This window comes from Paenibacillus sp. PK1-4R, assembly GCF_030369595.1.
In the GTDB taxonomy this organism is placed as follows: Bacteria; Bacillota; Bacilli; order Paenibacillales; family Paenibacillaceae; genus Paenibacillus.
Window position 1 is genome coordinate 4070146 of the sequence record NZ_CP126535.1, and the last position, 26554, is coordinate 4096699.

A 26554-nucleotide genomic window follows, 5' to 3' on the forward strand; every position below is an offset into this window, starting at 1 on the left:
GATGAGGTTGCTCCTATCTATTAGACATTACTTTTGTTATTGTTCCGAAACCCTATTCTAGCACAGGTCCCGTCTTTTCTGAAAGTAATGTAAACAGTTCAAGAACCTCTTACATGATTTTGTCATACAGGCTACCCTAACGATTAGAGCATTTATATTCGAAATAGCCTTGCGCAGCTGCTTGTCTTGCGTCTGTGAACACCTCTTCAGCACGGTAACCATTACCACATGTGGAGGGGTAATAGTACCTGATACCCGTTAAAGGATCTACCCCACCTACGATGGCCGTTTTCTTCACAAGTCTGCCTCCACCGATCGCATAATTGTTGATCTTCTGGTCACCCACACCTATACCTTGGATAAAGGCCATAATCCCTGTATCGTTAATGGAGTTGTACCAATCTTCCTGCGCAACCAGGGGCATCGTGAACGTATAGGAAATACCGTTCTTTCTGGCAAACTCATTATGGCGGTTAATCACATCAGCCAGATCATCCTGCACAGTAGTCACAATCCGGCTTAGTCTAACTTGTTCAAATACGCTGGTATTCTGAAGTAAAGGAATCTGTGTGCTTGAGGCCAGTTCTTTTTGAAATCCTTCAATCCATTTCCCTGCGTTTGCGTCATAGGCATATACGTAGTCGTCCAGTGTAAAGTTAATACTGTTACCATTAGAATCTGAATATGTATAAGGTTTCTTGGGGCTCCACACTTGCCTGAAAGAATCTTCACGGTTACCCGTCATCTCTGTTTCTGTGGACAACATATAATAGCCATCATAATCCAGAATAACCACGGCAGGAATGTAATTAAACATGTTTTGAATAGCTGCGGGATCATCCTGAATCCCCATATTCAAAGCCATCGTCTGAGTAAATGTTAACAAGGCAAGCTCTTTATCCGCTTTAACAAATTTGGTTGAATCATAACCTGCTTCATCATTTTGTTTCTCATTCTGATGCATGACTGCACCTGCATCCATGACTGCGGTTTGAAGTGCAGATCTGTATCGTTGACCAAGATATTGAGCCTCTTCGGCATCTTGGGTATGGAGTGAGATGATCCAGAAGAGCGGGAAGAAGATCAGCACAAATACAATGGATAGCTCAGTAATCTTCATTGAGGACCATACCTCCGTATGTTACAAATACTGCTGAAGCCTGAGCCGTGCCACTCAACCATTCACGAATGAGCATGGAAGGTGTACGATTTGTATTTTGGAGCGTCACGGTGAAAAAATCCCCTGTCGTCAACGTATATCTTCGGCCAGGATCATCAACCGGTATCACACCTGAGGATGGGAATAGTCTTTCTCGAATCTGAGCTTCATAATATCCATCCTGCACTACCTCATAGGTCCCGGTAAAACTGTTACTGTCCATCGGGTCTGTATAATGAGGTACATATTTCTTATGTAAATGTTCCATCGACACCTCATACAGATTGCCCGTCTGGGCCAGTTGCTCCTCAAACTCAGCCAACATTCGAGGTGAAATATATCCTTTCGTTCGGACAGCATCAACAAAACGTGTTACATTCTGAACAGCCGTCATACGTGTTATATCATCCTGCCGATCAGCTGTTTCAGCAGTTGGGTACACATAGAGCAGAAGGACTGCGAGCAATACGGCAAGCAGCTTGGATGCGGCATTAATCAATTCACACTGGTCTCCTTCCAAAAAACAATCTTGAGCAGTTCTCCAGTTTCATTTCGTATAAACTCTGGTCTGTAGGTAACATAGAGCTGGACAGGAATAGTCGCTGTTTTGCTGACAAGTGGATCGATCACATAGGAAGTCCCGTCTACCTCTACAGGAATGCCTGTGCCTGTCATCTGTCTCACGGTATGCAACACTTCCGCACCACTATACCGGGACGGATTGGTGGTATGCAGTGTTGTTGTCAGCCGACCTTCCATGCCTGCTGTTGTCTGTACTCTGTCGTTCAAGGCCGCTGATAAAATCTTAACATTCTGTTGCCCGTACAGGCAGGCTGTCACAAACAGGACAACCGCCGTACAAAACAACATAAGATGCTGTGTATTCCGGGACATGTTAAACCAACTCCTGTCAGGATTGCTGGAAGATCAGCCCTCTTACCACGTTGGATCGGTCTTTTACGATAATGGCTTTGAATTTACCACTTGGATTTACATATTGATTGTCTTTTTCACTCATGGTCTGGTTAATAATCCCCACTTTATCGTCGGGTGCAATAACCGAGCCGTAGTCCGCATTATTGAGATCCTGTGAGATGTTTAGTTGATTGCCGTACCATTGACCCGCTTTATTTTTACCTGTAATAACTTGAATACCGAACTGATCCTTGTCCGCATATTTACGCAGCGCATTCGTTACCTGCGATCCACTGATGGTTGTTCCGTCATATACCGTAAATGCAGCCTGGGACAACTCGGTTTGGATATCAGCAAAATTGTTCTGGGCCGTCTTGGTTGCCTCCTGAGCCGAAATAAACAACAGAACTACAATTGTGATCAAAGCGATTGTTAAGAAAATCCCTGCTGCCACCTTTAAAGCGCTTGATGCATTGTTCATGATAAATCCTCCCAAGTTATAAGTTATTAAACTATTTCAGACTGTCACACAGATGAATTGTGCTACAGTTTCTGAATCTGCTCATAATAAATGTTCATCTGCAAGAAACTCATACCGACCAATGGAATAACCAGATACAAAAAGATAAGGGCGTACATAGGTGTAAATCCAATGGTTCTCCCCCATGATGCTTTGACTTCTATCATTTTGCTGTACTCCTGCTTACGTTGTTCAAAATAGAATGCCATCATGCTCTCAAGATCATCGAAGGCTTCGCGTATTGATATTTTGCCAAGCGCAAGCTGTAATTTATCAACCAGTCGCTGGAACTCGGGCAAGCCCGCCTCTTCCTTTAATTGTTCAAGTGCAAGCTCTGGCCCATGTTCAAAATGCAACAAACATTTTTGTAGCGGGCGCTTGAAAATGACGGCAAATCGATTTAGCCACTCCAATATCTCCTCGACTGACATCCGGTCCATCTCACGCAAAATGGAAATCACTGTCTGGAATTGATAGATTTCATGTCGCATATCCAACCTTCGCATTTTCCGCTGAAATAACATAAGCCATACGGGCATGTAGTACCCTGCTACACCCATGAGAATGGCTATAATCATTTCCCACCAGCGTACATATTGCTTGTTATACACCTCAAGTTTCTGCATAATGCGCGTGATGGTCTCATTCTGGGTATCATGGTCTAACTGAACTGGAGATAACTGCTGTAACGCTTTGGAGACTTCTTCGTATGTAACTCCTCGGTTCATTTCTACACTTTCCAACACGGATTGATCCAACGCTGTTTTTTCCTCAGCTTTCCTGAGATCCGCTTCAGCCATTGCACCAAACATTCGATCATCGCGGATTGGATCATACAAGATATGATTACGTTCAACCTGGTGCAACAGCAAGATGCACACCATTGTAAGGACCAAACAACCTGCGAATAACATCACTCGACGAATGGCAAGCCATTCGTATTTCAACTCTGAGCTGCTCTCCCTCATGAGCCGTATCGTTTGACTGTACTGTGCACTGCCAGGTTTCGCTGCAAACAACATCGCCAATTTCCGTATGAAGATTTGCTTGTACAGAAACTGATCCAACCATGAATGCTTATGCCCTGACCGGTAACGAGTTTCATCGTATTGCTGGAGCCTTTGCAGAAGCAAATAAGCAAGGATGATGATGACATAGATCGATATTTTGGTAACAAAACCGATTTTGCTGCGGTAAAATTCATCCATCGTTGGAAAACTGACTCTGGCCCAGCGTTCGATTGGAGCGGTGAACAATACCGGAGCTAGCGTGATGATATTAAGTCCTTTGAGCAGGTAATCCAATTTATCCCGCCGCAAAATCTCCAGATGAATCTCCTGAGTCAGGTTACCCAGTCCTTTAAGATAAATAGAGCCTTGGGCTCTGTCCTTATCCCCAAACTCCATGACCATATAGGAAACGCCGGCGAATCCTTTGAGAAAACGGTTGGGAGCCACTTCATAATAACGCTCAAGTGCTTCATTCGGATCTGGAGAAGTTAGAGCTTCGTAGATCAGTCTTACTTGTTCTGCTGCTTCTCCTGTACCTGCTTCAGCGGCCTCATATAGCGCTTCCTCAACCATGCCATGCTGATGATACCGATGCCTTACATCTGCGAAGAGATCCAACATCTGCACCAGCAACCTTTTTTCCATACGACTGAGGCACATATCCAATACCAGACTGTTTAACACCACAGCACAGAGCACAGATAGTATTACAAAAGCGATGCCCGGCTGTAGAAAAAACAGAATGACACTAATGCCTCCATAACCTCCAAGAATAATCAGAACCACTGTCATCGTCAGCCTGCGAAGTGAAGGCTCATCCCCAACATGACGGAATGAAATACGCTTCTGCACCTGTAAAATATACGCTGATAACAGTGGGACCTTCATTCCAAGACGGTAGGATTGCAACAAGATTGATCCGACTCCCTTGAGTCCCTTCCCGCTAGGAGCAAGAATAACGCCGGGCTGACTTGCTGAACCACCTCCTCTGTGACGTAACATACTTAGAACCAGAAGTGTGATCAGCAAACCTCCTGCACAAATACTTAATACGAGGAGCAAAATCCATTTAATTGTCATGCTGATCACCCCAGTGTTGCTTCATAAACTGTTCAAATTTCTCGGCATCCTGTAATGTCATCTGGTCTCGCATATCCACCATGCTTCCAGAGGAAATTGGAGCTGTTGCAATATACTCTCCATTTCTGTACTCCACAACATTACGAAATGTAAAACCTGCCCTCTCTTCCACGCTATCACCTTGATTCGCACGAGGAAGACATTCCGTAATACGTTCGATATATCTTCGTCCCTCAGCATCTTTTTTCATGTGAACATCGAAATTGATGACACTCACAACCTGCTCCTCAGCAATATGCTCATGCTGGAACATACCTGTCTTGAGCAAGGAATTACGGAGGGAGAAGACCAGATCACGAAACGTTTTGGCATGGTGGGTAAACAGGGTGAACAGACTGGCAACCTGAGACATTTGAATCATCCATGCGGCCACCTCATCACTCGCAACCTCACCGAGAATATTGACGGTACCATCCGTTTTTTTCTGCAAATCAAGTCCTTGTTGACCTGAAATGTGTTCAGTCTCTCGGAAACTCAAAATATTACGTCGGCTGTAGATCCGTCTTAATTGAAGTTCAAACGCCATCTCCTGCACCCGAAGGGTGTACGATGCATAGATGTGTTTGACCATAGCCATAAGCAACGTTGTTTTACCAGAACCTTGGGCCCCGGTTACAGCTGTGATCCGGCTTCCTTTCATCAGGTATTGAAGCAGTGTTATTGGCAAATTTGCGTTGTTACCCGTAATCAACTGTTCAAGTGAAGCATTCGGAATATCGAACTTCCGGACGAAGAACGCCCATGATTCTGCAAAAGGAGGACGAACAACAACGACACGGGAGCCGTCTTTCATCTCGTTCACCTTGTATCCACTTGCTTCCGACAACTGCCCGGGATAATTGTATTTGTATATATTCTGGCATACCCTTTTCAGTTCACGGATGCTGCCAAATGACAGAAAGGATAGATGAATGGACTTACCTTTATAGAAAATCCAGACACTTTCCATGCCGCTAAGCGGTTCTTCATGTTCATCATCCTCCAGTCCTTGATCCAGCAAATCATTCCATGATGCCGGTTTTTGAAGTCCCATATTATGAACAGCATCAAGCATACCGCTAACACCACCACTAACGCCGTCAATACGTTGGTCTCTTATCTCATCAACAACAGAGAACCCTTTATAATGCTGATAGATACGCTGAACGATAATATCCGTCTTTTCTCTGAATCCAAGCTCTCGATATTCGCACTCGAAAACATACTGAATATCCTCCTCAGAGATATAATAACTTCCTCCATCGTCCGTACCTTCCTCCATCCTCATTCTGCCAAGATCGTAGGTATCAATCATGCGGGAGAGTGCATCAACACCGAACTGCTGTCGGTACAGATAAAACACAATTTCGAATCGGTCCTGGATCGTCAACAAATCTGGTTCTGCAAACAAAATAATTTCATCTACATTTGATTTGTTCAGCCCTATGCTTCGGGTCAGCAAATCCCCTATCAGATTTTTGACATACGTTTTGTCGCTGATACTGCCTGAGACACAGCCCTTCAGTGCTTTTCTCATCTCGGCACGTTGATTGATTCTTCGACGATATTCTTCTTCATGCAGACCCGCATCCGCGAGCTGACTATGACTAAGCTCATGAAGTGAGTTCTTCACCTTCTCAATCAACATGTCAATCGTGAATGATTCCTGTTCAGGAACACGAGCATTCTTTTCACGCAGAAGCGTTCTATACTTGAACCAGATATAAGTCAGGCACAGAATCAAAATTAAACTTATCCATATGGTATTCCAGAGCATCGGAGGTTCAGGCTCCCCTTTCCAGCCTCTTCAGAACTGTGCGCATACCTGCACCGTCCATAATCAGGCGAGCGAGTTCGCTCATGCTTGCAGCAAAGCTCCCTTTACGAATATCCTTATCCTCAGTCAAACTTTCCAACTGCAAGTATCTAGCTACATCTCGGCGATTCATTGCATCCAGGTATCCGGTTGTGTACGGGATCGCAGATATCGTGCCTTTGTATTTGAACTGGCGCCGAATATTGGAAAGCGTTGCACGGGAATGCAAATCGTATTTGTTAATGACAACATGTATATTCTTATTGTTCATTCGTTCTGGCAGGATCTCTTCAAAGAACAACTCCAGATTTCGCATATTTTGATCGAGATTAATTACAACATAGTCCGCCTGTTGCAGCTTGAGCTGTGAATCGACACCAGCATGATCCGCATCCAGAAGAACCAGATCATAATACTCGTTAGCTACATTTAGCAGCTTTTTCACAGTCTCACCATGTTCCTGTGGGGAACGTTCCATCTCATCCATTCTTCCGGTTAGGAAATCAAGTCTTTCCTTCAGAAGTGGCTTGGTATAATCCCTGAGATTATGCTTATTCAGACTTCCGCTCGAATGCAGCCGTTCAATCGCATCCCAGCCACCCTCTTCGAAGGAGAACATAAAATCAGCTGAATCCGTATCTTTGGACGGTAGAGCAGCTTCTGTGCCAGTTCCGGCAAGGCCTGCATTAACAAGTAACACTCTTGTCCTGTAGTGAAGTGCCATCGCATAAGCACTAATTAATGTGCTTGAAGTGCAACCTGTTCCTGCAAAAGGGCTCCAAAAGGTAATGGTGCTCATGCTCTCATCCTCTCTGCTTCTTTCATCGCACGGCGACTACGAACACTTTCCCAACCCGTTAACTGCTCGACCACACGACACAACGATTTTTTGTAATTTCGTGGCAAAGGTCCCAGGTGAACTCGGCGATGATGCTCATTCTCAAGCTTAACCGCCGCTGTTAACTCATCCCATGGAAGCACTATGGATTCTCCTGTCCACACAAACGGACTCCCCTCCAGATACGCCCACAGATAACGAGCTTCAAGCTTGCAGTCAACCCCGTTAATGAAGAGCCTTTGAAATGACAGCTCACCAGGCAATGATTGTTCTTCAAGCAACCGCTTCAACCATCCCTTGCCACGTTCCAGATTGTAACGCTCATAATCACTCACCCAGACTCTTACATCAGCGGTTAGCCAGAGACTACGGGAAGCAAAGTGTGAGGTCTCCATGTCATATAACACATAGTCATAACTGTCCAATCGCTCTCCATTTACTTCAAGATGATTCTCTACAGCTGCTGAAGTGACAAAATGACAAGCGATATCAAATCCTTCAAATTCCGTAATTCGCAAAGACTGCTGACTGTCACCTACACCGTACCCATACTTCTGTTGTAAGGTTCCATCTACGAGCAAGACCTTGTTGCCTGTCGAAGCCAGTATCTTGCAAAGATACAACATCAGATCATTCTTCTCACATAAACCCGCAAAGATCCATGTATGCATAGATGTTACACCCCTTTCTATTTCTTTAAACCTCTGTTATCTGAATTATTTTAATGTGAAAACCTTAGATTAATCTCTACTCTCCACCCGTTAGCAAACTCTGCTGTTCTGTTTGTGAAGCTTCAGCAGGATTATTTACGCTTCCAGAATTAGCTCCTGCCCCGTTTCCTGAACCATCATTCCACATCACTCCATCCGACGTTGCCGGATTATTGGCTGATGGACGACTGTTATAGGTAACTGAGGATTGTGCCACATCCTGTTCCACTCCTTTTGACGGTGCTGTCACGGAGGCGGCCAGTGAACTTTCAAGCGAACTTCGCACCTGTCTGGATAACTCCTGTTCGGCTCGTCGAACAATATTTGGATCACTCTCCAGCAGTTTTAACACTTCTGAATTGGCAGGATACGTCGCGATTGCAGGTGTCTGAAACTGTGGTTCTACATAGGTTAAGGCATAGATTGAAGCTTTATGTAAATAGGCATCTACAATTGCACTTGAGAGTGACAGAATCTCTTCCTCCGTCATCGTAATCCATAAGGTAGCTGCATTGAGTCGTTCCACTTTCTTCTTCGATAAAAGAACATAGTCTTGTCCGGTAGGGAATTGGATACGAACATCAATAATATCTCCCTTAACAAGTGAGGACGGCAGTAATACAACTTGCAGCTCTCGATTTCTTAAATCGGGCGGAGCCGGTGCATCCTCATACACCATCTCGGTGGTAATGGCTGTTCCTTTTTTCAACTCTATTTTGGCCACTTGGCCTTCCATCTGCTTGGTACTGGACCAGAGATTTCGCGGTGCTTGTGCATCCGGAACAGCAATGAGCTTCAGATCCTCCGGTAATATCGGTTCACCTGCTTCAATATCCCGAATCGTAACCCATCCTTGTGCTCCCGAATCCCATTGTTGCTTTAATTCAGCTTCCTTTTCCTCATATGCCGATAAATACCGGGCTTCTACGGCTGACCTGACATCCCCCATCGTTTTGACATTGTAGATAACATATCCTCCGAACACCAACCCTACAGCTCCTGCTCCGATAAGTCCGGCATAGATCAGTTGACGGCTTTGTTTTCTTAATTTAGACAAAAGAGGCTCTCCTTTCGTAATCTCTTCTAATCATGTACTTTCCTTCGTGAAAAGAATGACCGTTTCTTGGGTTGTTGTGCCATCATATGCGTTAAAATATGAGAAAACACTTTATCCATCTGTCCATCCTTGTCAAAAGGATCAATATGTAACGGCAGACCATATACACTCGATGTATCCAGAGCTTTACGAATGCGCTGAACTGCTTCACTTGCTGCCAGAGGCAGACAATATATCCATTTCTCTTGTGGATACCGATGATGTGATCGAACAAAAGCGCCAATCTCCGCCTGTCGCCATTCGGCACCTGAGCCTATCACAATCGGCAGATCTGCACGCAGGAATTCTTCCAGCCGGTTCTGGTCCTGACCACTACCGAGATCCATCACGATGAATTGATAACTCCCCCCAAGCAAAGACAAAATATCCGCTCGCCCGGATTGTTTCCAATAATGCACACCATCCACTGCAAACTGTCTGCCTGCTGGCACCGGTTTACCCGCTTGAGCGATTTGTTGAATTCTTGCAAAGGATTGAGAGCGAGGTGACATTTCAATCACAGCTACTTTGAAGTTTTGCCTTTCGAGATAATGACTGATAGCTATAGCCGTGTGGGTAACCCCTACACCAGATGAAGCACCAGTCAAGGCAATAACTCTTGTTCCGCCATTCAAGGTCATGGTTGCATCTCCACCAGGCGTTATTCCACCGGGTATTCGGAGCAGTTCCTTTCGCACCTCATCGGCAGATTGGAATCGCTCCTCGGCATTATATCTTAACAATCTTCTTGCCACAGGGATGTACGTCCGTGGAACATCGCTCCGGATAGAACTTTCCACACCCTGAATCCATTCCGTATAGGCCCCACTTGTCATAAGATACAGCAGCAATGCTCCGAGTCCATATAGATCTGAACGCGCATCGGTCTGACCCGAGCCATATTGTTCTGGAGCGGCGAAACCAGCGGTTCCCAACTTAACGGTATCTTCGGCACTTTGCGGTTTGTAACTTCTGGCGATGCCAAAATCAATTAATCTTACTTCATGTTCCGGAGTAATCATGATGTTAGATGGTTTCAGATCCCTATAGATCACAGGTGGATTCAGATTATGCAAATAACTCAACACATCGAGCAATTGAAGTACAAGCTCCGTCAACTGCTCCATCGGGATCTTCCCACGACACTGCTTGAAATACTCACTGAGCGTTAACCCGTCGATGTATTCCATCACCAAGTACGTGTACCCATCTTCATCCGGGACAAAAAAATCAACAATTTGCGGCAATCTTGGATGGCGAAGTGATGTCAGAAGAGCGGCCTCCGTCTCCATACTGCCTTCATATGGCATAATCGTTACGCTTTCTTTAATTGCCCATATCTTGCCCGGCAACTTGAGATCCTCCGCCTCGTATACATGGCTCATTCCGCCTGTTCCCAGAATGGATACGATACGATATCTACCTCCCAGCAGGCTTCCGCGTTCCAGCCTGGCCGGATGTCTCATATCAATTCCTCCTTCATTACACAACAAAAAAAGGGAAAGCTTCACCGAAGTAGAACAGACCGGATATCCGGTTTCGTTCACTTCGGGATGCTTTCCCTCAGGTTTGTTATGGTTAATATTGGTATCATTATAGTACAGGCAGGAATAGATTGTAAAGCACAAAATTTAATGAGCTTAATCGAATCAATTTCATAATGCCTTTAGCTGCTTTAATCAAGGCTAGATCTCTTAATATTTGACCATATAAAGTGTAATCTCTTCCCGGTTATGGAACAACTGCTTGGAACGTTGAATCTGCATCCGCGAACGCTCAAACGTATCAATCACATCTTTAATGAGTGCGAGCGGCTTTTTATGCAATAACTTCACGGTAACAATCGCTGTTCCCCCGGGTTGCAGACTATATAGAAGGTCTGATACAAGTCGGCTCATCAGCTTGGGACTCCAACTCATATCACATACGAGCAGGTCGAATTCTCCTTCGCGGAAACGAACATCCCCTGCGTTTTTCTTCAAGAAAGTCAGTTTTGGTGATGCCAGCAGCGTTGCATCCATCTTCGCCGGATCTACCGCCGTAACTTCAAGCCCACGTTCAAGCAGGAACGAGGTCCATCCACCTGGTGCTGCACCGATATCAAGTGCTTTATGAAATGAAGTAAAGTCAATGCCAAACGTCTGCTCGGCTTCAAGCAATTTGAACTTAGCACGCGAAATCTGTCCATCTTCTTTTTGAAAACGTACGGCTCCCCCGCTCCAGTCTGACAGGTTCTGTTCAGGTCTGGATACGCCAGCATACAACATATCATTCGCAGCAAATACGGAAATGACATATTCAGCATCACGTACAACCCATTCACAGCCTAGTTCATCCAGCTTTTCTGTCAGCAATTGCTTCAATGAGGCCGCATTTTCTTGCCAAAAGGACCCTTCTGTCTTCCGTACCTGCAGCACGACAGGGGTACCAGTCAGTTCCTTATGATTCAGCACAAATGCAATCAATTTCTCGATAGATTGTTCCGAATCTTCTGTATTCTCCTGAAACTGAACAGGTTGAATATGACGTAAAAACGTTGGATACTCTGCCCACAGCTTATCTGCAACTTCTTCCTCCGCTACAGGCAGACCCGCAAGCAATATTTCTCCTGGTACGAGTACCGTGCTCTTCACCGCACCAAACGTACGACGCAACTCTTCCTGAGCATAAGGGGCAAAGCCATGATTGGCCGTGCAGATAAAACGGGAGAAGTTGCCTTCTTCCCAAGACGATTGTGTACTCAAATTGTGTTACCCTCCAGAACGTACGCGTATCCACGGACGACCATTATCCCACTGGATATCGACCGGCACATCGTACGTATGCTTAATTGTATCTTGTGTCAAAACTTCATGCTTGGGGCCAGCTGCCGCAATACGTCCATCGCGGATCAAGGCCACATGCGTAAATAAAGGTACGATCTCTTCAACATGATGTGTTACATACACAACTGTAATGTTACGCTGGCGCAGACGATCAATCTCAGCCAGCATTTTCTCACGTTCATATAAGTCTAGTCCGGCACAAGGCTCGTCCATAATCAGCAATTTTGGCTCAGCCATTAATGAACGAGCAAGCATGACTTTTTTACGCTCCCCTTGGGATAACGTTCCAAGCGGGTTGTTGGCCAAGTTGGCAAAGCCCATGTCATCTAACAAACTCATTGCCTTTGCTTTTACTTCATCAGGAATTGTCTGATAAAAACGCAAAAAAGCATAAGCTCCTGTAGCGACGACCTCCCATACCGGATCTCTGGGTGTGAGTTTCTCAATCAACGTTTGGCTGATATAACCGATTTCCTTACGTACTTCCCTGACGTCACATTGTCCATACAGATTATCGAGTACTTCAATGCGTCCCTGGCTTGGAAACATATATCCGTTCATCATTTCCAGCAACGTTGTTTTGCCAGAACCATTCCGACCCAGAATAACCCAATGTTCGCCTTGTTCGATGCACAAATGTACGTCATCCAAGATTTGATTCTCTTCTCGTCGAAGTGAGACATGTTCCATCGAGATTATACTCATTTCAGCACCGCCTTCCGGATCTCCGAGAGTAAATGCTCCACAGAGCTCATCCGATAAACCATTTTTGGAACATCTTGCTGGCCATCAAACAGCATCACTGCTGGTACGCTTGAAATTTGAAATTGTTGCACAAGTTCAGGAATGTCATGGATGTTCATTTCGGATAAAATACCTTCTGGCAGCATGTGCTCCACTACCTCCAACATACGCCGTGCTGCCGCACATGTCCCACATAAAGGGGTATATATAAATACAGCCTGTGGCATGCCTTCCCATACGCCGCGCATTAACATTTTGGATGTAATTGGCTTCATTAACGTTCTTCTCCCGCAGCAACACGCAGCATGACCTCACCCGTCATTGGACCATTATGAATGGTTACCGAATCCGGTTTATTGCTATATAACATCTCGTACATCTGGCGTTTCCCAAACATACTGGACGTATGCAAATAGATCTCACGCGGAAATAAACCTTCTCGTACAATGGATGCCGCAACCTCTCCGCCATTAGGCGAATCCGGACCAAGCTCATAATCCAGAGACAAAATGTCCACGTCACCTTCTCTTAGCAGCATCAGGCACTCTTCTGCATTCGTTGCCAGAACAAACCCTTTCGGACATGCCCGATAGTCATCCAAAAAAACATGCATACAATCGCTCCTCTCCCCACTATAACCAGGAACGCATGAGCACTATATCATCACGGTGCGTTCCATCTTCGCCCGTTTCTGTTTCAAGCACAACAACCGCTTTTTGGAACTCAGGCGCAGTTAACAATGCTTTCATTGATTCATTTCCGATATATCCCTGTCCGATTCTCGCATGTCTATCCTTACACGAACCAGACGCATATTTGGAATCATTAAAATGTACAGCAGCAACATTATCCCAGTATCCGAGCTTCCTGCCCTTATCAAGTATCGCAGCTTCGTTGCCTGACGCCCACATACCTGAAGCAAAAGCATGGCATGTGTCAAAACAAAAAGCAATATGCTCCGGATATCGGCTTAATTTGCGAATCTGTATCATTTCTTCCATTGTCGTGCCCATCGGGCCATGATCACCTGCCTGATTTTCAATCAGCACCTTTGAATGTCCATTCCAATTCTCCAAGGCAGTATCCAGACAATGAATGAGGTTCTGATAACCCTCCAGCGGATCGTTTGTTTTGATATGTCCAAAATGGACCACCGTCCCAACAGAACCGCAAGCATTCGAAATTTCAAGATCATTACGAATAGAAGCTATTGTAGCATGAAACCCCGCCTCTCCACGGGTCACGCCCAACGCCGGATTCGTAGGATAGGGTGAATGTGCAATCGAAGCCAGTCCATGCTGTTCACACCAATCCCTGCACTGCTCAGCATCCTTAAGATCCAGACTTTTCAGGCTGAGACTGCGCGGGTTTTTCGGAAAATACTGAAACGCCGTTGCCCCCATCTCATACGCTCTCTTGGCTGCCTGAAGAAATCCACCTCTGGTGCTAACATGTGCCCCGATACCGGTTTTAGGCCTCATGCTGGCATTTCGGACAGAAGAACGCCTTCTTGCCCGTAATTTCCACTCGTTCAATTGTTCCCCCGCAGCGCGGACAAGTCTCGCCTTCCCGATCGTACACTCGACATTGCTCGTCAAAACTTCCTGTCTTCGTATCGCCTTGCATCAGTGGCATTTCCATATAACCACCCTCAGAAGCCGCTTCACGCAACACAGACTGCATCGAATGGAACAAGCGCTCCGTCAGCTCAGGTGAAGTCGCGATGTTCTGCGTTTTGGAGCTTGGTCTCAGACCAGCAGCAAAAGCAATCTCATCCGAATAACAGTTGCCAATCCCTGCAATGATATGCTGGTTTACCAACGTTGTCTTAAGTGTACCCCGGCGACCTTTCAACAGAGAAGCAAAACGTTCCACGTTCATCCGTCGATCCAATGGTTCAGGTCCAAGATCAGACATCGCCTCTTCGGTTTCTTTCGAAGTAAGCAGATGTAAATAACCCAAGCGCAGTCCAATAAAGAATAAAATGTGATCGCCAAACTGGATTTCCACTTGTGTGGAACGATCAGGGCGTTCCTCTTCCGTGCCCCAGAAAATCATACCGCCCAACATGAGATGCAGCACCAGACGTTTGCCATTAGCCAAGTGGAAAATCAGATGCTTCGCTCGGCGCTCAACAAATATGATGCGATTACCTGTAAGTTCATTGATGAACAGATCAGGCTCCGTATTTATCGTTTTATCGCGGTTAATTACAACACCTGTAATCAGTAGATCAAGTATTTTCTCGGACAGCAAGGTCCGGTAATTTTCCATTTCCGGTAGTTCCGGCATCGTACATTACCCCTTTTTGGAAGCTTGGTCTGCCTCTTGCGACAGCCACTCCATCAATTTATGCAAATCTTCAAACACATGATCAGGTCGAGCCTTGGCTGCTTGAATGTGTCCATCCATATTATCCCGTGTGGTCACACCGGTAAGTACCAACAGCGTCTCACACCCTGCTGCCACTCCAGCTGCAATATCGGTTCGCATATTATCTCCGATCACTGCCACTTCATGAGACGCCAGGTTTAGCCGGCTAATGGCCGACTTCATTATAACACTCGATGGCTTGCCAATAACGGTAGGATGAACTCCGGTTGCTGCTTCAATTGCTGCTCCAATAGTCCCCGCCCCAGGTGTCAGTCCATCATCGGAAGGAAGCTGCAGATCCGGGTTGGTCATGATGAATTTTGATCCCGCATTAATCCACCTTAGCGCCTTGGTCAGTTTATGGTAGGAAAATTCACGATCAATCCCCTGTATCACGTAATCTGGTGCATCTTCCGTCAGCTGTAGTCCTCCTTTTTCAATGGCTTCCAGCAGTCCTGCTTCTCCAATACATGCCACTTTTGCACCAGGGGACTCTTCAGCAACATATTCAGCAGCCGCCACAGCAGAAGTACATACTTCAGACGCGTCGGCAGGTATGCCCATCCCGTTCAGATGATCTGCCACACCTTGTGGTGTACGGGAAGAATTATTTGTTACGAATAAATACGGCTTTCCTAGCTCTTGCAGTGTTCGAATAAGCTGATCGGCTCCTTCGATACGATGTCTGCCATGATAGAGCGTACCATCCAAGTCAATCAGATAGGCCTTAATCACACACAGCACTTCCTTTCTTCATTCCATTAACATTTCATGTCCTTAATCATTTACCTCGAACTTGACCGCGAACCTATGTATTCAGGCAAAAAATAATGGCTTGCTGACATATGCACGCAACAAGTCGAACCGGATCGAACACCGACGGTTTAACTCGCGCGTCTTCTGTACAAGCTTGTCATTTCCTGCGCTTTCCCGGAAAATAATTTGAATCATTTCCCTCTTCATATTGCCCATCCTACACGCTTTCTGACCAGATTGCAAAAGGGACCGCGGGAGTTCCTCTCCCTCAGTCCCGTGCAATTACCCGGATCTTTATATGACGTGTTTAGCCGTGCACTGGTTCGCAATCAGGGTTAAGATTCTTGCTTGCGATGCACGACAGGAATAAGCTGGTGTTCGTTTGCAAGTCTGGTATTCGGGAATACGGACTGCGCCTCTTCCAAAAGTGGCTGAAGTTGATCCTCATCCTTATAGCGTGAACTGAAGTGAGTCATGATTAGTTGCCCTACATTGGCTGCTCTAGCCGCTTCTGCCGCTTGTTTAGAAGTACTATGATAGTACTCATGCGCTGTATCGGCCAAATCATGCATGAATGTAGCTTCATGCACAAGTACATCTGCATTGATGGAAAGTGGCTGTACGTTGTCACATGGACGTGTATCACCTAATATGGTGATCACCATGCCTCGTTTTGGCGCTCCCAATACATCTTCTGGACGAAGCGAATCACCGTTATCCAGCGTAATGGTTTCTCCACGTTTCAGCCGGCCGAACAATGGGCCTGGTTTCAAACCGTATTCCGCCAGTTTGGCTGGGTCCAGGCTTCCTGGACGATCTTTTTCCGTAATCCGGTATCCATAGCTGTCAATCCGATGCTCAAGCAAAGCAGCTTCCACGATAAAACTGTCATCCTCGAACAGGACGCCGCCCGTATGTTCCACGATATTCAAATCATAGTTCACCCGGGATTGGCTAAGCTCCATTGTTGTACTGATCATTCGTTCCGTACCTGGCGGACCATATACGGTTAATGGTGTGGTGCCACCTTGATAGGCTCTGCTCGAAAGCAGTCCTGGAAGTCCAAATACATGATCACCATGCAGGTGAGTAATGAATATTTTCTCCAATTTGCTCAGTTTAAGCGGAGAACTTAAAATCTGGTGCTGCGTTCCTTCCCCGCAGTCAAACAACCACAAAGCTCTGCGCTCATCCAACATGCGTAGCCCAATGGAAGTTACATTCCGTTGAAGCGTAGGTACACCAGCATTAGTTCCCAGGAAATATAGTTCCACTCTGGATCGCACCTCTTTCTGTTGCCAGCAAAAAACCTCCGACATTGCGGAGGGCTTTGCCTGACACTCTAATGATTTATGCCTTTTCTACGTTAAAATACTTGGCTTGCGGATGGCTGAACACCATCGCTGATACAGATGCTTCAGGTTCCATCATGAAACCTTCCGTCAATTCCACACCGATATCCTCAGGCTGCAGCAACTTGAACAACGGCCCTTGATCTTCCAGATCCGGACAAGCCGGATATCCAAAGGATACCCTGATTCCCTGATAACGTGCCCCATGACGTTGCTTCATGGTCATCTGAGCAGAATCAGGGAATCCCCAGATATCTCTCATCATATGATGCACACGCTCAGCTAATCCCTCTGCTACTTCAAGCGCTACGGATTGCAGAGCATGCGAGCGAAGGTAATCCCCTTGATCTTTCCACGCAGTGGATAGTTCACGCACGCCGTGTCCGGCAGTAACAACCATAAAACCAACGTAATCCATTTGACCGGATTCAACAGGTTTCAGGAAGTCGGACAGGCACAGGAACGGCTCGACTTTTTGACGTGGGAACGTAAAGGTATGCAAGATATTGCTGGTGTCCTTTGGATCATAGATGATGATGCTGTTACCACTGGACTGAGCAGGGAAGAAACGATACATGGCATGCGCCTGAATAATCCCGTCACGCACAGCCTCTTGCATAATATCATCCACGACTGCTTTCAGGTCGGTAGCCTTCTTATCACCTGAAGCAAGCAGTTGTTCTACTGAACCGCGCAATCCCAGATGATGACCAAGTAACATCTGCATGTTCACATATGGCAGGATATGTGATAGTGGGTAGTTACGCATTGTATGCCGCTCCAGATCAGGCGGGACAAGAACCGGATTATCTACAGCAATATCCGAACGTTCCACTCGCGTAAGCTCTGGAAGAGTCTGAACAGCTACAGCACCTGAAGCATCAGCTTCTTTTTCTGCTTCCATCTCCAGTTGCATCGCTTCACGTGAAACGGGATTCATCAATTTGTTCGCCAGATCCAGACCGTCCATCGCATCTTTAGCGTATACAACCATTCCGTTATATTCAGGACGAATACGATTTTTGGTGAATTTACGTGTTAGCGCCGCTCCACCAACCATAATAGGTACATCAATACCTGCTGTTCGCAAATCCTGAGCGGTCAGAATCATCTGCTGCGCTGATTTTACCAATAGCCCCGAGAGGCCAATCGCATCGACTTTTTCTTCTCGGTACGCCTCAATGATACGTTCTGGTGGTACTTTTATACCCAAATTAATGATCCGGTAACCGTTATTGGACAGGATGATTTCAACCAGGTTTTTACCGATGTCATGCACATCGCCCTTGACCGTAGCCAGAATGATCTTGCCTTTAACCGAAGTCTCGTTCTTCTCCATGAATTGCTCCAGATATGCTACAGAAGCCTTCATAACCTCCGCACTCTGCAACACCTCAGCTACAATTAACTCATTGTTGTTAAAGAGACGACCTACTTCCTCCATACCCCGCATCAGTGGACCGTTAATCACTTGAAGTGCTGTGTATTTGGCAAGTGCCTGTTCGAGATCTGGCAGCAATCCTTCTTTACTTCCTTCTACTACATATGAAGCGAGACGCTCTTCTAATGAAAGGTTCGAGATTTTTTCCTTCTTCTCAACCTTTTTGTTACGGAACGCCGCTACGAACGCCGCCAGTGTGTCATCATTCGTGTTATATAAAAGCTCTTCCGAGAGCCTGCGCTCTTCTTCTGGAATGGACGCATAACGCTCCAGTTTCTCTGTGTTCACGATGGCATAGTCGAGACCTGCTTTGGTACATTCATACAAGAACACAGAGTTCAGCACTTCACGACCTGCTTCAGGCAGTCCGAATGAAATGTTACTGATACCGAGTATCGTATGACATTCAGGCATCGCTTCCTTAATAACTCTTATACCTTCAATGGTTTCTTTGGCTGAACCGATGTACTGTTCATCTCCGGTACCAACCGGGAACACCAACGTATCAAAAATCAGGTCTTCTGGTTTGAGTCCATATTTGTTCACTAGCAAATCGTAAGAGCGCTTGGCTACGTCAAGCTTGTCTTCCCGACTAATCGCCTGACCTCGTTCGTCAATCGTTCCGACAACAACCGCACCACCATATTTATGAAGCAACGGCGTAATCAACTCAAATTTCTCTTCGCCATCCTCAAGGTTAATGGAGTTAATTATCGCTTTACCTTGTGAGTACTGAAGGGCCAGATCAATTACTGAAGCATCCGTCGTATCAATCATGAGAGGAACCTTAACTTTTTTCACAACCAGTTCAAGGAACTTCACCATGTCTTCAGACTCTTCACGGTCCGGATCTTGTACACACACGTCAACAATGTGCGCTCCATTTTTCACTTGAGCACGAGCAATTTCCGAAGCTTCTTCATATTTGCCTTCTACAATGAGTCGTTTGAATTTCCGTGATCCCAGCACGTTCGTACGCTCACCAACCATGTATGGACGATTGTCCTGTTCAATGTAGATTGGTTCTATACCAGACAATGCCGGTGGATGTGTTCCGTTCATTTCTCTTGGGGGGTACTGGGCAAGTGTATCGCGCATCGCCCGAATATGTGCAGGGGTTGTCCCGCAACATCCACCAGCAATATTCAACCAGCCCTGTTCGGCAAAAGCACCAATCTTCTGAGCAAGCGAGTCTGGTGACTCATGGTAATTACCGTTCTCATCCGGAAGACCCGCGTTCGGGTAACAACTAACGGCAACCGATGCCATTCCAGAAAGCGAGCGAATGTGATCACGCATGAACTCAGGACCCGTAGCACAGTTTAGTCCTACCGAAATTGGGTTAAGGTGTTCTAAGGATATATAAAAGGATTCGATGTTCTGACCCGCAAGGGTCGTACCCATCGGTTCTATCGTTCCTGATATCATCAGGGGCAGTGTAACGCCACTCTGTTCGAAGGCCTGCTGAATTCCAATGCTGCCTGCTTTTACATTGAGGGTATCCTGTGAGGTTTCGAGTAGTAGCGCATCAACGCCTCCCTCTATTAAAGCAAGCGCTTGCTCCAAATAACTGTCGATAAGTTCCTGGAACGTTACTCCCCCAGTTACAGACAGTGTTTTGGTTGTTGGTCCCATCGCACCTACCACATAACGTGGAGATTCAGGTGTAGAGAAACGATCAACCGCAGCTTTCGCAATTCTGGCTGCTTCCAGGTTGATCTCGCGTGCCCGATCCTGAATATCGTATTCAGCAAGCACAACGGATGTGGCACCAAATGTATTGGTTTCAATTAAATCGGCTCCAGCCTCCAGATATTCTTCATGAATGCGCTGGATCAGCTCTGGACGAGTAAGCACTAACATTTCATTACATCCATCCAAATCTTCGCCGCCAAAATCTTCGCCAGTCAGATCAACTTGTTGAATCATGGTCCCCATTGCACCGTCGAGGATTAATATTCGTTGTTTTAATGCATCGTGTAGACTAATCTTATCCAATATCTTCACCCCCGCAAAACGTTAAATCTTAGTTTAACAGAAACTAACTTAATGTGAAAGATCGGGTTTGGTCCCGAAAGATGGCGGGTTTGCACGAATATGAACGGAATTTGAGAATCGACAAAAACAAAGCAATCCGATATAATTCAATTAAACCAAGTGGAAAAGAGGGAAAGAACATGGCTGAAATTGTTATCCGAAATACGAACGAACGCATCACTGGTGACGAAAATGTTCGAAATTTCTTGAACAAATACGAAGTATTATACGAGAAGTGGGACGCATCCAAACTGAACACTGATCTGCAAAATAACTTTGGATTAACTGATGAACAGAAAACTGAGGTTTTGGAAACTTACGATTATGAAATCAGAGATTTGGCTGCACGTCGTGGATACCAGATCTGGGATGTCATCACGCTGTCCGAACAAACACCAGATATCGAAGAAAAGCTGGCCAAGTTCGAAGAGATCCACACCCACGCTGAAGATGAGATTCGTGCAATTGTCGCTGGTAAAGGAATCTTTGTTATCAAAGCTACAGACGATGTAGGCTACTTTAATGTAGAATTGTCTCCAGGAGACGTTATCTCTGTACCTGAGAATACACCGCACTTCTTCACTTTAATGGAGAATAAACAAATTATTGCTGTACGTCTGTTCATCGAAAAAGATGGCTGGATTGCAGATCCATACCCTGATCCTACTTTTATCAAACAAGCCTAACACTCTCGTGTTACAACTTGCTTAACCAAAACCCCTGTTCAATTGAACAGGGGTTTTCGCATATGCATATGGAGAGTATTATACAACATCGTTGCATTATATAAAATAATGCGGGTATTTCGCCTTAATCGATTCCTGTTCAATAACAACTAGTCTAAGATGAGCTTCCATCACCTGAACAGCTTGCTCAGTCTGCCGCTCTGTGATAAGCCGATAAATCTCTTTGTGCTGGGAAATAATGACCTCCAGGTTGGAGTCCTCCGCAAGACGTAATAAACGCAACCGATTAAACGGAATATTCAGTTGTTGCAACATTTTCCATGTTCTCAGCTTACCCGTGCCCTGGAACAAAATCTGATGAAACTCTTCATCCAGTTCAAAAAGCCGATAGAAATTGTTTTTTCCTATACAGACTTCCTGCATTGCAATGTTGGTTTCAAGTCGAAATCGGAACTCTTCAGGAAAAGAAACACAAGCCAAAGTCACGATTTCCTTCTCCATCTTCTCCCGCATAAACCTGCCTTCTTCCACATGCTCCAGATTAATATGAGAGACGATCGTTCCACTCTGGGGAATAATGTCCAGCAGTTCTTCTTCAGCAAGCTTCATGAATGCTTCTCGCACGGGTGTTCTGCTCACCTGCAGTTCATCTGCAATCTCTTTCTCTGAAATCTTGGTACCCGGCTTAAGTTCCAGATGAAGAATTCGTTCTTTTAACAGGTTATATGAATATGCCCGGGTCGAGCCTCTAATTTTTTGATTAAGTGACATGCCTAGACCTCTTTCTATCAGCCGTATTCATTCATCTTAGCACAAATTACCGTTCCACTTATATATCGGTGTGAAACGGTAATCTGGCCAACATCAACTATATTATTGCTTGTTTTCTTTGTAGGCTTTGTACGTATCATTTGCCAGCTTCAGATAATTAGATAAACCTTGACTCTCCAGCTCTTTGGCAAATGTATCGAATTCAGACAAGTTCCGCTCACCCAAGATAAATTTAAGTGTATTTTGATCCGAATAGTCTTTCAGTGGTGTACTCAGAAGTGTCACCCGTTCACGGTCCTCTGAAGAGTAAGGAATCGGTGGTTCTGCCGGGATCACTTCCTTGGTATCCTTCATGTCTTGCTGGAATTTCAACTCTTCTTCACTAAACATGGATTGCAGCAAATCTGTGGTACCCCCGTAGGCAAATACACCACCAGAGAATCCATAGTCAATACGCAAGTCTTTCGTTCCTTTCGGATTCAAGCCATTGTAGTTCACGTCTTCTACCAATTTACGTGTTCCGCCCTCTTTGGTAAATGTTTCGCCTTCAACGCCCCATTTGGCAAACTCTTGACCCTCATCGCTGTAGTATAACCAATCAATAAATTGCATAATAGCTTTGAAGTTTTCGCTTTTTTGAATTTTCCCGGAGATCATAACACCGTTTTCAAGTCTGGAGCCGGACATTAATTGCCCTTTTGGTCCACCAGGTACTGTAATCTTTGCAACTGAGTATTTACCTTCTCCCAGCGTTTTGTTCATGTCATTTCGGTGCAGCACCACCGTTTGGGAATTACCATTAATCATGAATGATTTGCCGGATACAAATTTCTGTACAGCCTGATCATCATCCTGTGTAAAGCTCTCCTTATCGAGTAGCCCTTCGGATACCAACTTGTTAAAGTACGTTAGCAACTCTTTGTATTCTGGTGTTGTAGCCGTGTACACAAACTCATCCTGATCTTCCTTATACGTCAATCCGTTACCAAAACCCCATCCAGCCTTGGTACCAAAGCCAGTAGCAGCGATGTTCAACGTACTATTAAATTGGAATCGGTCCGAAAACGGAATGGAATCCGGATAAATCTCTTTCAGTTTCTTCGCTGCATCATACAATTCGTCCCATGTGGTCGGGATGGCGATGTTATTTTCTTCAAAAACATCCGTTCTTACGAGTAGTGTGTAATCTGGCCATACTTCTTCATGCAGACCCGGGAGTACATAGTACTTTCCATCTTCCTGTCGAAGTCCTTCAAGTTCATCTTCCAGACCCCATTTTTCCACTTTATCCTTGAAGTTTGGCATCAAATCAATATAATCACTAATTGGCAAAATCGCACCGGAGGATACAAATGCAGACTCTTCACCAGGGTACGTTTTAGGAATAACCAGTGGTGCATCACCGGAGCTAATCAACAGAGATCTCTTCTGAGGGTAATCACTCATGGGTACAATCGTTGGCTCAAGCGTAACACCCGTCAGTTCGGTAATTTTATTAAAAAGTAACCAGTCTTTTTTGTATGGATAACTAGGTTGATCACTATATAGTATGGAGAGATTAAATGGCTCAGTCGCCTTGAATGTATCCCCTACATTGTACGTCTCCATCGCTGCCTTGGTTTGAACTTCTGTGACGTCACCTCCAGCTCCGGTACCGCTGCTACATGCTGCCAGAACAACGGTCATCATTGTTGCCAACACCATTTTACCAACAAACTTACGTGGCTTTTGATTCATTTAGGTTATCCCCCTGAATTTGGTTTAGGTTGACCTTGCCTTAAAACTTTTTAATCAATCTCTAAAAGTAATCATGTGAAACTTCTATATAAATTGAACTATTCATTTACACAAAACGGAGAGGACAGAAAAAACCTGAAAAAGCGAAGCGCTCGCCTTAAAGCTTTCTGAAAGAAAGCTTCATCGGAAGCATATGCTATCACCGGATTTTCCCTTTTAAAAAGGGAATCGAAAAAATCTGGGGATAACAGCGATTGAAAGGTTATTCTGTCATCGGAGTGTTCCGTGTAAATCATCTTTAGTTCAATTTATATAGCTGCTGCGCATTACTGTTTAACAGACCCTAACATGATACCGGTTACAAAGTATCTTTGGACAAATGGATAGATGGTGAGTATCGGCAAGATGGTTAATACCATCGTTACTGACTTAATATTGGCAGCAATCTGTGTCAGGTTATCAGCTGAGGTTGCACCGGCAGATGCCCCGCTTGTCGCTCCTGCAATCATATTGCGCAAATAAATGGTGACCGGGAACAGTTCTTTTTTGTCCAAATACAGAAAGGCTGGGAACCAGGAATTCCAATGACCTACTGCGTAGAACAACACCATGGTTGCCATAACTGCTTTACTAAGCGGCAAAATAATGCGTAACAAGATCCCGTAGGTGTTCAAACCGTCTATGGAGGCAGCTTCCTCCAGTTCTTCAGGCATATTTTCAAAAAATGACTTCATGATCAGCATGTTGTATATGCTAATTGCGCCAGGAACAACAAGTGCCCACATGGTGTTGTTGAACCCAAGGGAATTAATCAAGACATAGTTTGGAATCAATCCACCACTGAAGAACATCGTGAATACGGCGAACATCGTCAGAAACTTGCGACCCATCAACCTCTTTTTGGACAGAGCATATGCGAAAATAGTCGTCATGAACATGGAGATTAACGTACCTACTACAGTGTAGATAATCGTATTTTTATAATTGGTCCAGAACATGCTGTCACGCGAGATGGTCTTGTATGTCTCCACATTGAATCCTCTTGGGAACAAACTAACCTTACCGGAATTAATATAGGACTCACTACTGAAGGATTGTGCCACGACATTTAAGAATGGATAGAGTGTTATGAATACCACGAACAGCAGAAAGATGACATTGAATACTTTAAATACCTTGTAAGATCTGGATTCCTGCATGATGCTCCTCCTTTACCATAAGCTTCTTTGTGTCAGTCTGCGTGAGATGGCATTTACGGAGAACACCAGAATCAGACCGATCAGCGATTCGAACAAGCCAATTGCGGTAGCATAACTGAAGTTACTGGATTCCAATCCGACCCGATAAAGGTAAGTGGAGATCACATCAGATGTCTCGTAGATCAACGGGTTGTACAAGAGTAAGATTTTTTCAAATCCAACAGCCAGGAAATTTCCCATGTTCAAAATCAATAACGTCACAATCGTTGGCAAGATCCCTGGTATTGTTACATGAATCGTTTGCTTCCACCGATTGGCACCATCGATACGCGCAGCTTCATACAAAGAATCATCAATGGTTGTCAGTGCAGCCAGATACAGAATCGCTCCCCAACCCATACCCTGCCATACCTCAGAAGTGATATAGATTGTTCTGAACCATTCAGCCCGCTGCATAAAAGGAATATTGTCTCCGGTAAAGAAAGCCACCAGCCCATTAATGGAACCATTCACTGCTGTCAGCTGCAGGATCATACCCGCAACGATAACGATGGACAGAAAATGAGGCAGATATGACGCGGTCTGTACAAACTTTTTGAATCGTTTACTCTTCACTTCGTTAAGCATCAAGGCAAAAATGATTGGAACCGGGAATGTAAAGAGTAACGCAAGTCCGCCTAACATCAGCGTATTACCGAATACTCTCCAGAAGGTAGGGTCCTCAATAAACATTTTAAAGTACCTTAATCCGACCCACGTTTCTCCAAATATACTTCCCCCGGGAACAAAACGTCTGAACGCAATCACATTACCAATCATCGGTCCATATTTGAAAATAAGGAGATAAATGATGGGAAGGATTAATAGTGAATACAGCTGCCAGTCTTTGCGGAACAAAGTTGCTGCCGTTCGTAATCTGCTCTCTTTACGTAAAGATGTCATGGTTAACGTTGTTTTAGCGGTTTCCGACTCCATGTGTTTTCACTCCGATCCAGGACTTGATAAGTAAGAGTAATTCATGTACAACTCCCATCGTTTCTCCTCTTGTAGAAGACAACCAATCCTTCAACTTCACCCCCACTACGAAATAGATAAATGCCAAATGTAAGCGATATCAATTTGATGTATTATGTAGAATCACACAATCCAAGGTGCTTCACATCATTAATTAGCACTTACTAAGTGGTGTGATCTCCAAATCGAAATAAGCTTTTTCAAAATATTAAGCGCTTACAATCAATAGAAAATAATTAGCAATAACTCCCTGCTTCCATTTTAATGAAGTAAGTCAAAAAGAAATTGCTTTAGGACAATCTAAATACTAGTCATACTAGTATGTTAGTTATATTCTAATCCAGCTTCCCCCTAATTTCAATAACTTTTAGTAAAAAAAATGGAGATCTCTTTTAACAAGGTAATTTAGTCAACAAGCTCAAATAAAAAAACATTG

The 26554-nt window shown here is 44.9% G+C and carries 24 protein-coding genes; 1 reads left to right on the forward strand and 23 read right to left on the reverse strand.

What is annotated here, in order from left to right:
- Window positions 1-136: 136 nt before the first annotated feature.
- From QNO02_RS17595 to metH, 19 genes are all read right to left on the reverse strand, one after another.
- On the reverse strand, window positions 137-1120 hold the full coding sequence (locus tag QNO02_RS17595) for a hypothetical protein (RefSeq protein ID WP_091029352.1): 984 nt from the start codon (window positions 1118-1120) through the stop codon (window positions 137-139).
- Complete coding sequence (locus QNO02_RS17600; RefSeq protein WP_289389512.1) at window positions 1107-1658, reverse strand: hypothetical protein; 552 nt, start codon at window positions 1656-1658, stop codon at window positions 1107-1109. The genes QNO02_RS17595 and QNO02_RS17600 overlap by 14 nt, the downstream gene beginning before the upstream one ends.
- Window positions 1655-2053, reverse strand: coding sequence for a hypothetical protein (locus tag QNO02_RS17605; RefSeq protein WP_289389513.1), 399 nt, complete (start codon window positions 2051-2053; stop codon window positions 1655-1657). The genes QNO02_RS17600 and QNO02_RS17605 overlap by 4 nt, the downstream gene beginning before the upstream one ends.
- A gap of 16 nt (window positions 2054-2069) precedes the next feature.
- Complete coding sequence (locus tag QNO02_RS17610) at window positions 2070-2555, reverse strand: hypothetical protein (protein ID WP_062834890.1); 486 nt, start codon at window positions 2553-2555, stop codon at window positions 2070-2072.
- Window positions 2556-2617: 62 nt separating this feature from the next.
- Window positions 2618-4684 (reverse strand): hypothetical protein, encoded by a 2067-nt coding sequence (locus tag QNO02_RS17615; RefSeq protein WP_289389514.1) that lies wholly within the window; start codon window positions 4682-4684, stop codon window positions 2618-2620.
- Entirely contained in the window at window positions 4674-6500 is a 1827-nt protein-coding gene (locus QNO02_RS17620) for a P-loop NTPase family protein (RefSeq protein WP_289389515.1), read from the reverse strand. The genes QNO02_RS17615 and QNO02_RS17620 overlap by 11 nt, the downstream gene beginning before the upstream one ends.
- A gap of 7 nt (window positions 6501-6507) precedes the next feature.
- Window positions 6508-7338, reverse strand: coding sequence for a CpaE/TadZ family protein (locus tag QNO02_RS17625; protein WP_289389516.1), 831 nt, complete (start codon window positions 7336-7338; stop codon window positions 6508-6510).
- Window positions 7335-8048 carry a hypothetical protein gene (locus tag QNO02_RS17630; RefSeq protein ID WP_289389517.1) on the reverse strand — a complete coding sequence of 238 codons (714 nt, stop codon included), beginning with the start codon at window positions 8046-8048 and terminating at the stop codon, window positions 7335-7337. The genes QNO02_RS17625 and QNO02_RS17630 overlap by 4 nt, the downstream gene beginning before the upstream one ends.
- Before the next feature lie 76 nt (window positions 8049-8124).
- Window positions 8125-9144, reverse strand: coding sequence for an SAF domain-containing protein (locus QNO02_RS17635; RefSeq protein WP_249912401.1), 1020 nt, complete (start codon window positions 9142-9144; stop codon window positions 8125-8127).
- Between the two features lie 26 nt (window positions 9145-9170).
- Window positions 9171-10649: a serine/threonine protein kinase gene (locus tag QNO02_RS17640; protein ID WP_289389518.1), complete on the reverse strand. Its 1479-nt coding sequence runs from the start codon at window positions 10647-10649 to the stop codon at window positions 9171-9173.
- 228 nt (window positions 10650-10877) lie between these two features.
- Window positions 10878-11927: an SAM-dependent methyltransferase gene (locus QNO02_RS17645; protein WP_091029333.1), complete on the reverse strand. Its 1050-nt coding sequence runs from the start codon at window positions 11925-11927 to the stop codon at window positions 10878-10880.
- Between the two features lie 6 nt (window positions 11928-11933).
- Window positions 11934-12707: an ABC transporter ATP-binding protein gene (locus QNO02_RS17650; RefSeq protein ID WP_289392813.1), complete on the reverse strand. Its 774-nt coding sequence runs from the start codon at window positions 12705-12707 to the stop codon at window positions 11934-11936.
- A gap of 2 nt (window positions 12708-12709) precedes the next feature.
- Window positions 12710-13027, reverse strand: a complete 318-nt coding sequence (locus QNO02_RS17655; RefSeq protein ID WP_062834898.1) for a thioredoxin family protein — start codon at window positions 13025-13027, stop codon at window positions 12710-12712.
- Window positions 13027-13365: a cyclic-phosphate processing receiver domain-containing protein gene (locus QNO02_RS17660; RefSeq protein WP_091029331.1), complete on the reverse strand. Its 339-nt coding sequence runs from the start codon at window positions 13363-13365 to the stop codon at window positions 13027-13029. The genes QNO02_RS17655 and QNO02_RS17660 overlap by 1 nt, the downstream gene beginning before the upstream one ends.
- 19 nt (window positions 13366-13384) lie before the next feature.
- Complete coding sequence (locus QNO02_RS17665) at window positions 13385-14233, reverse strand: deoxyribonuclease IV (RefSeq protein ID WP_289389519.1); 849 nt, start codon at window positions 14231-14233, stop codon at window positions 13385-13387.
- Entirely contained in the window at window positions 14223-15044 is an 822-nt protein-coding gene (locus QNO02_RS17670) for an Fpg/Nei family DNA glycosylase (RefSeq protein WP_091029323.1), read from the reverse strand. The genes QNO02_RS17665 and QNO02_RS17670 overlap by 11 nt, the downstream gene beginning before the upstream one ends.
- Window positions 15045-15050: 6 nt before the next feature.
- A complete protein-coding gene (nucF, locus tag QNO02_RS17675) occupies window positions 15051-15860 on the reverse strand; it encodes a 5' nucleotidase NucF (protein ID WP_289389520.1) in 810 nt (269 codons plus the stop codon).
- 356 nt (window positions 15861-16216) lie between these two features.
- Window positions 16217-17155, reverse strand: coding sequence for a ribonuclease Z (gene rnz / locus QNO02_RS17680; protein ID WP_017688042.1), 939 nt, complete (start codon window positions 17153-17155; stop codon window positions 16217-16219).
- A 76-nt stretch (window positions 17156-17231) separates the two neighbouring features.
- A complete protein-coding gene (gene metH, locus QNO02_RS17685) occupies window positions 17232-20672 on the reverse strand; it encodes a methionine synthase (protein WP_289389521.1) in 3441 nt (1146 codons plus the stop codon).
- Window positions 20673-20851: 179 nt separating this feature from the next.
- Here metH and QNO02_RS17690 point away from each other — a divergent pair, with 179 nt between their 5' ends.
- The gene (locus QNO02_RS17690; RefSeq protein WP_047843398.1) at window positions 20852-21397 is read left to right on the forward strand and encodes an acireductone dioxygenase; all 546 of its coding nucleotides are present in this window, start codon (window positions 20852-20854) and stop codon (window positions 21395-21397) included.
- A 96-nt stretch (window positions 21398-21493) separates the two neighbouring features.
- Here QNO02_RS17690 and QNO02_RS17695 read toward each other — a convergent pair whose 3' ends face one another.
- The 4 genes from QNO02_RS17695 to QNO02_RS17710 form a co-directional block, all read right to left on the reverse strand.
- The gene (locus QNO02_RS17695; protein ID WP_091020712.1) at window positions 21494-22168 is read right to left on the reverse strand and encodes a GntR family transcriptional regulator; all 675 of its coding nucleotides are present in this window, start codon (window positions 22166-22168) and stop codon (window positions 21494-21496) included.
- A 102-nt stretch (window positions 22169-22270) separates the two neighbouring features.
- Entirely contained in the window at window positions 22271-23905 is a 1635-nt protein-coding gene (locus QNO02_RS17700) for an ABC transporter substrate-binding protein (protein WP_091029319.1), read from the reverse strand.
- Window positions 23906-24231: 326 nt separating this feature from the next.
- A complete protein-coding gene (locus QNO02_RS17705) occupies window positions 24232-25104 on the reverse strand; it encodes a carbohydrate ABC transporter permease (RefSeq protein WP_036613592.1) in 873 nt (290 codons plus the stop codon).
- Between the two features lie 12 nt (window positions 25105-25116).
- Window positions 25117-26046, reverse strand: coding sequence for an ABC transporter permease (locus tag QNO02_RS17710; RefSeq protein WP_371129062.1), 930 nt, complete (start codon window positions 26044-26046; stop codon window positions 25117-25119).
- Between the last annotated feature and the right edge of the window lie 508 nt (window positions 26047-26554).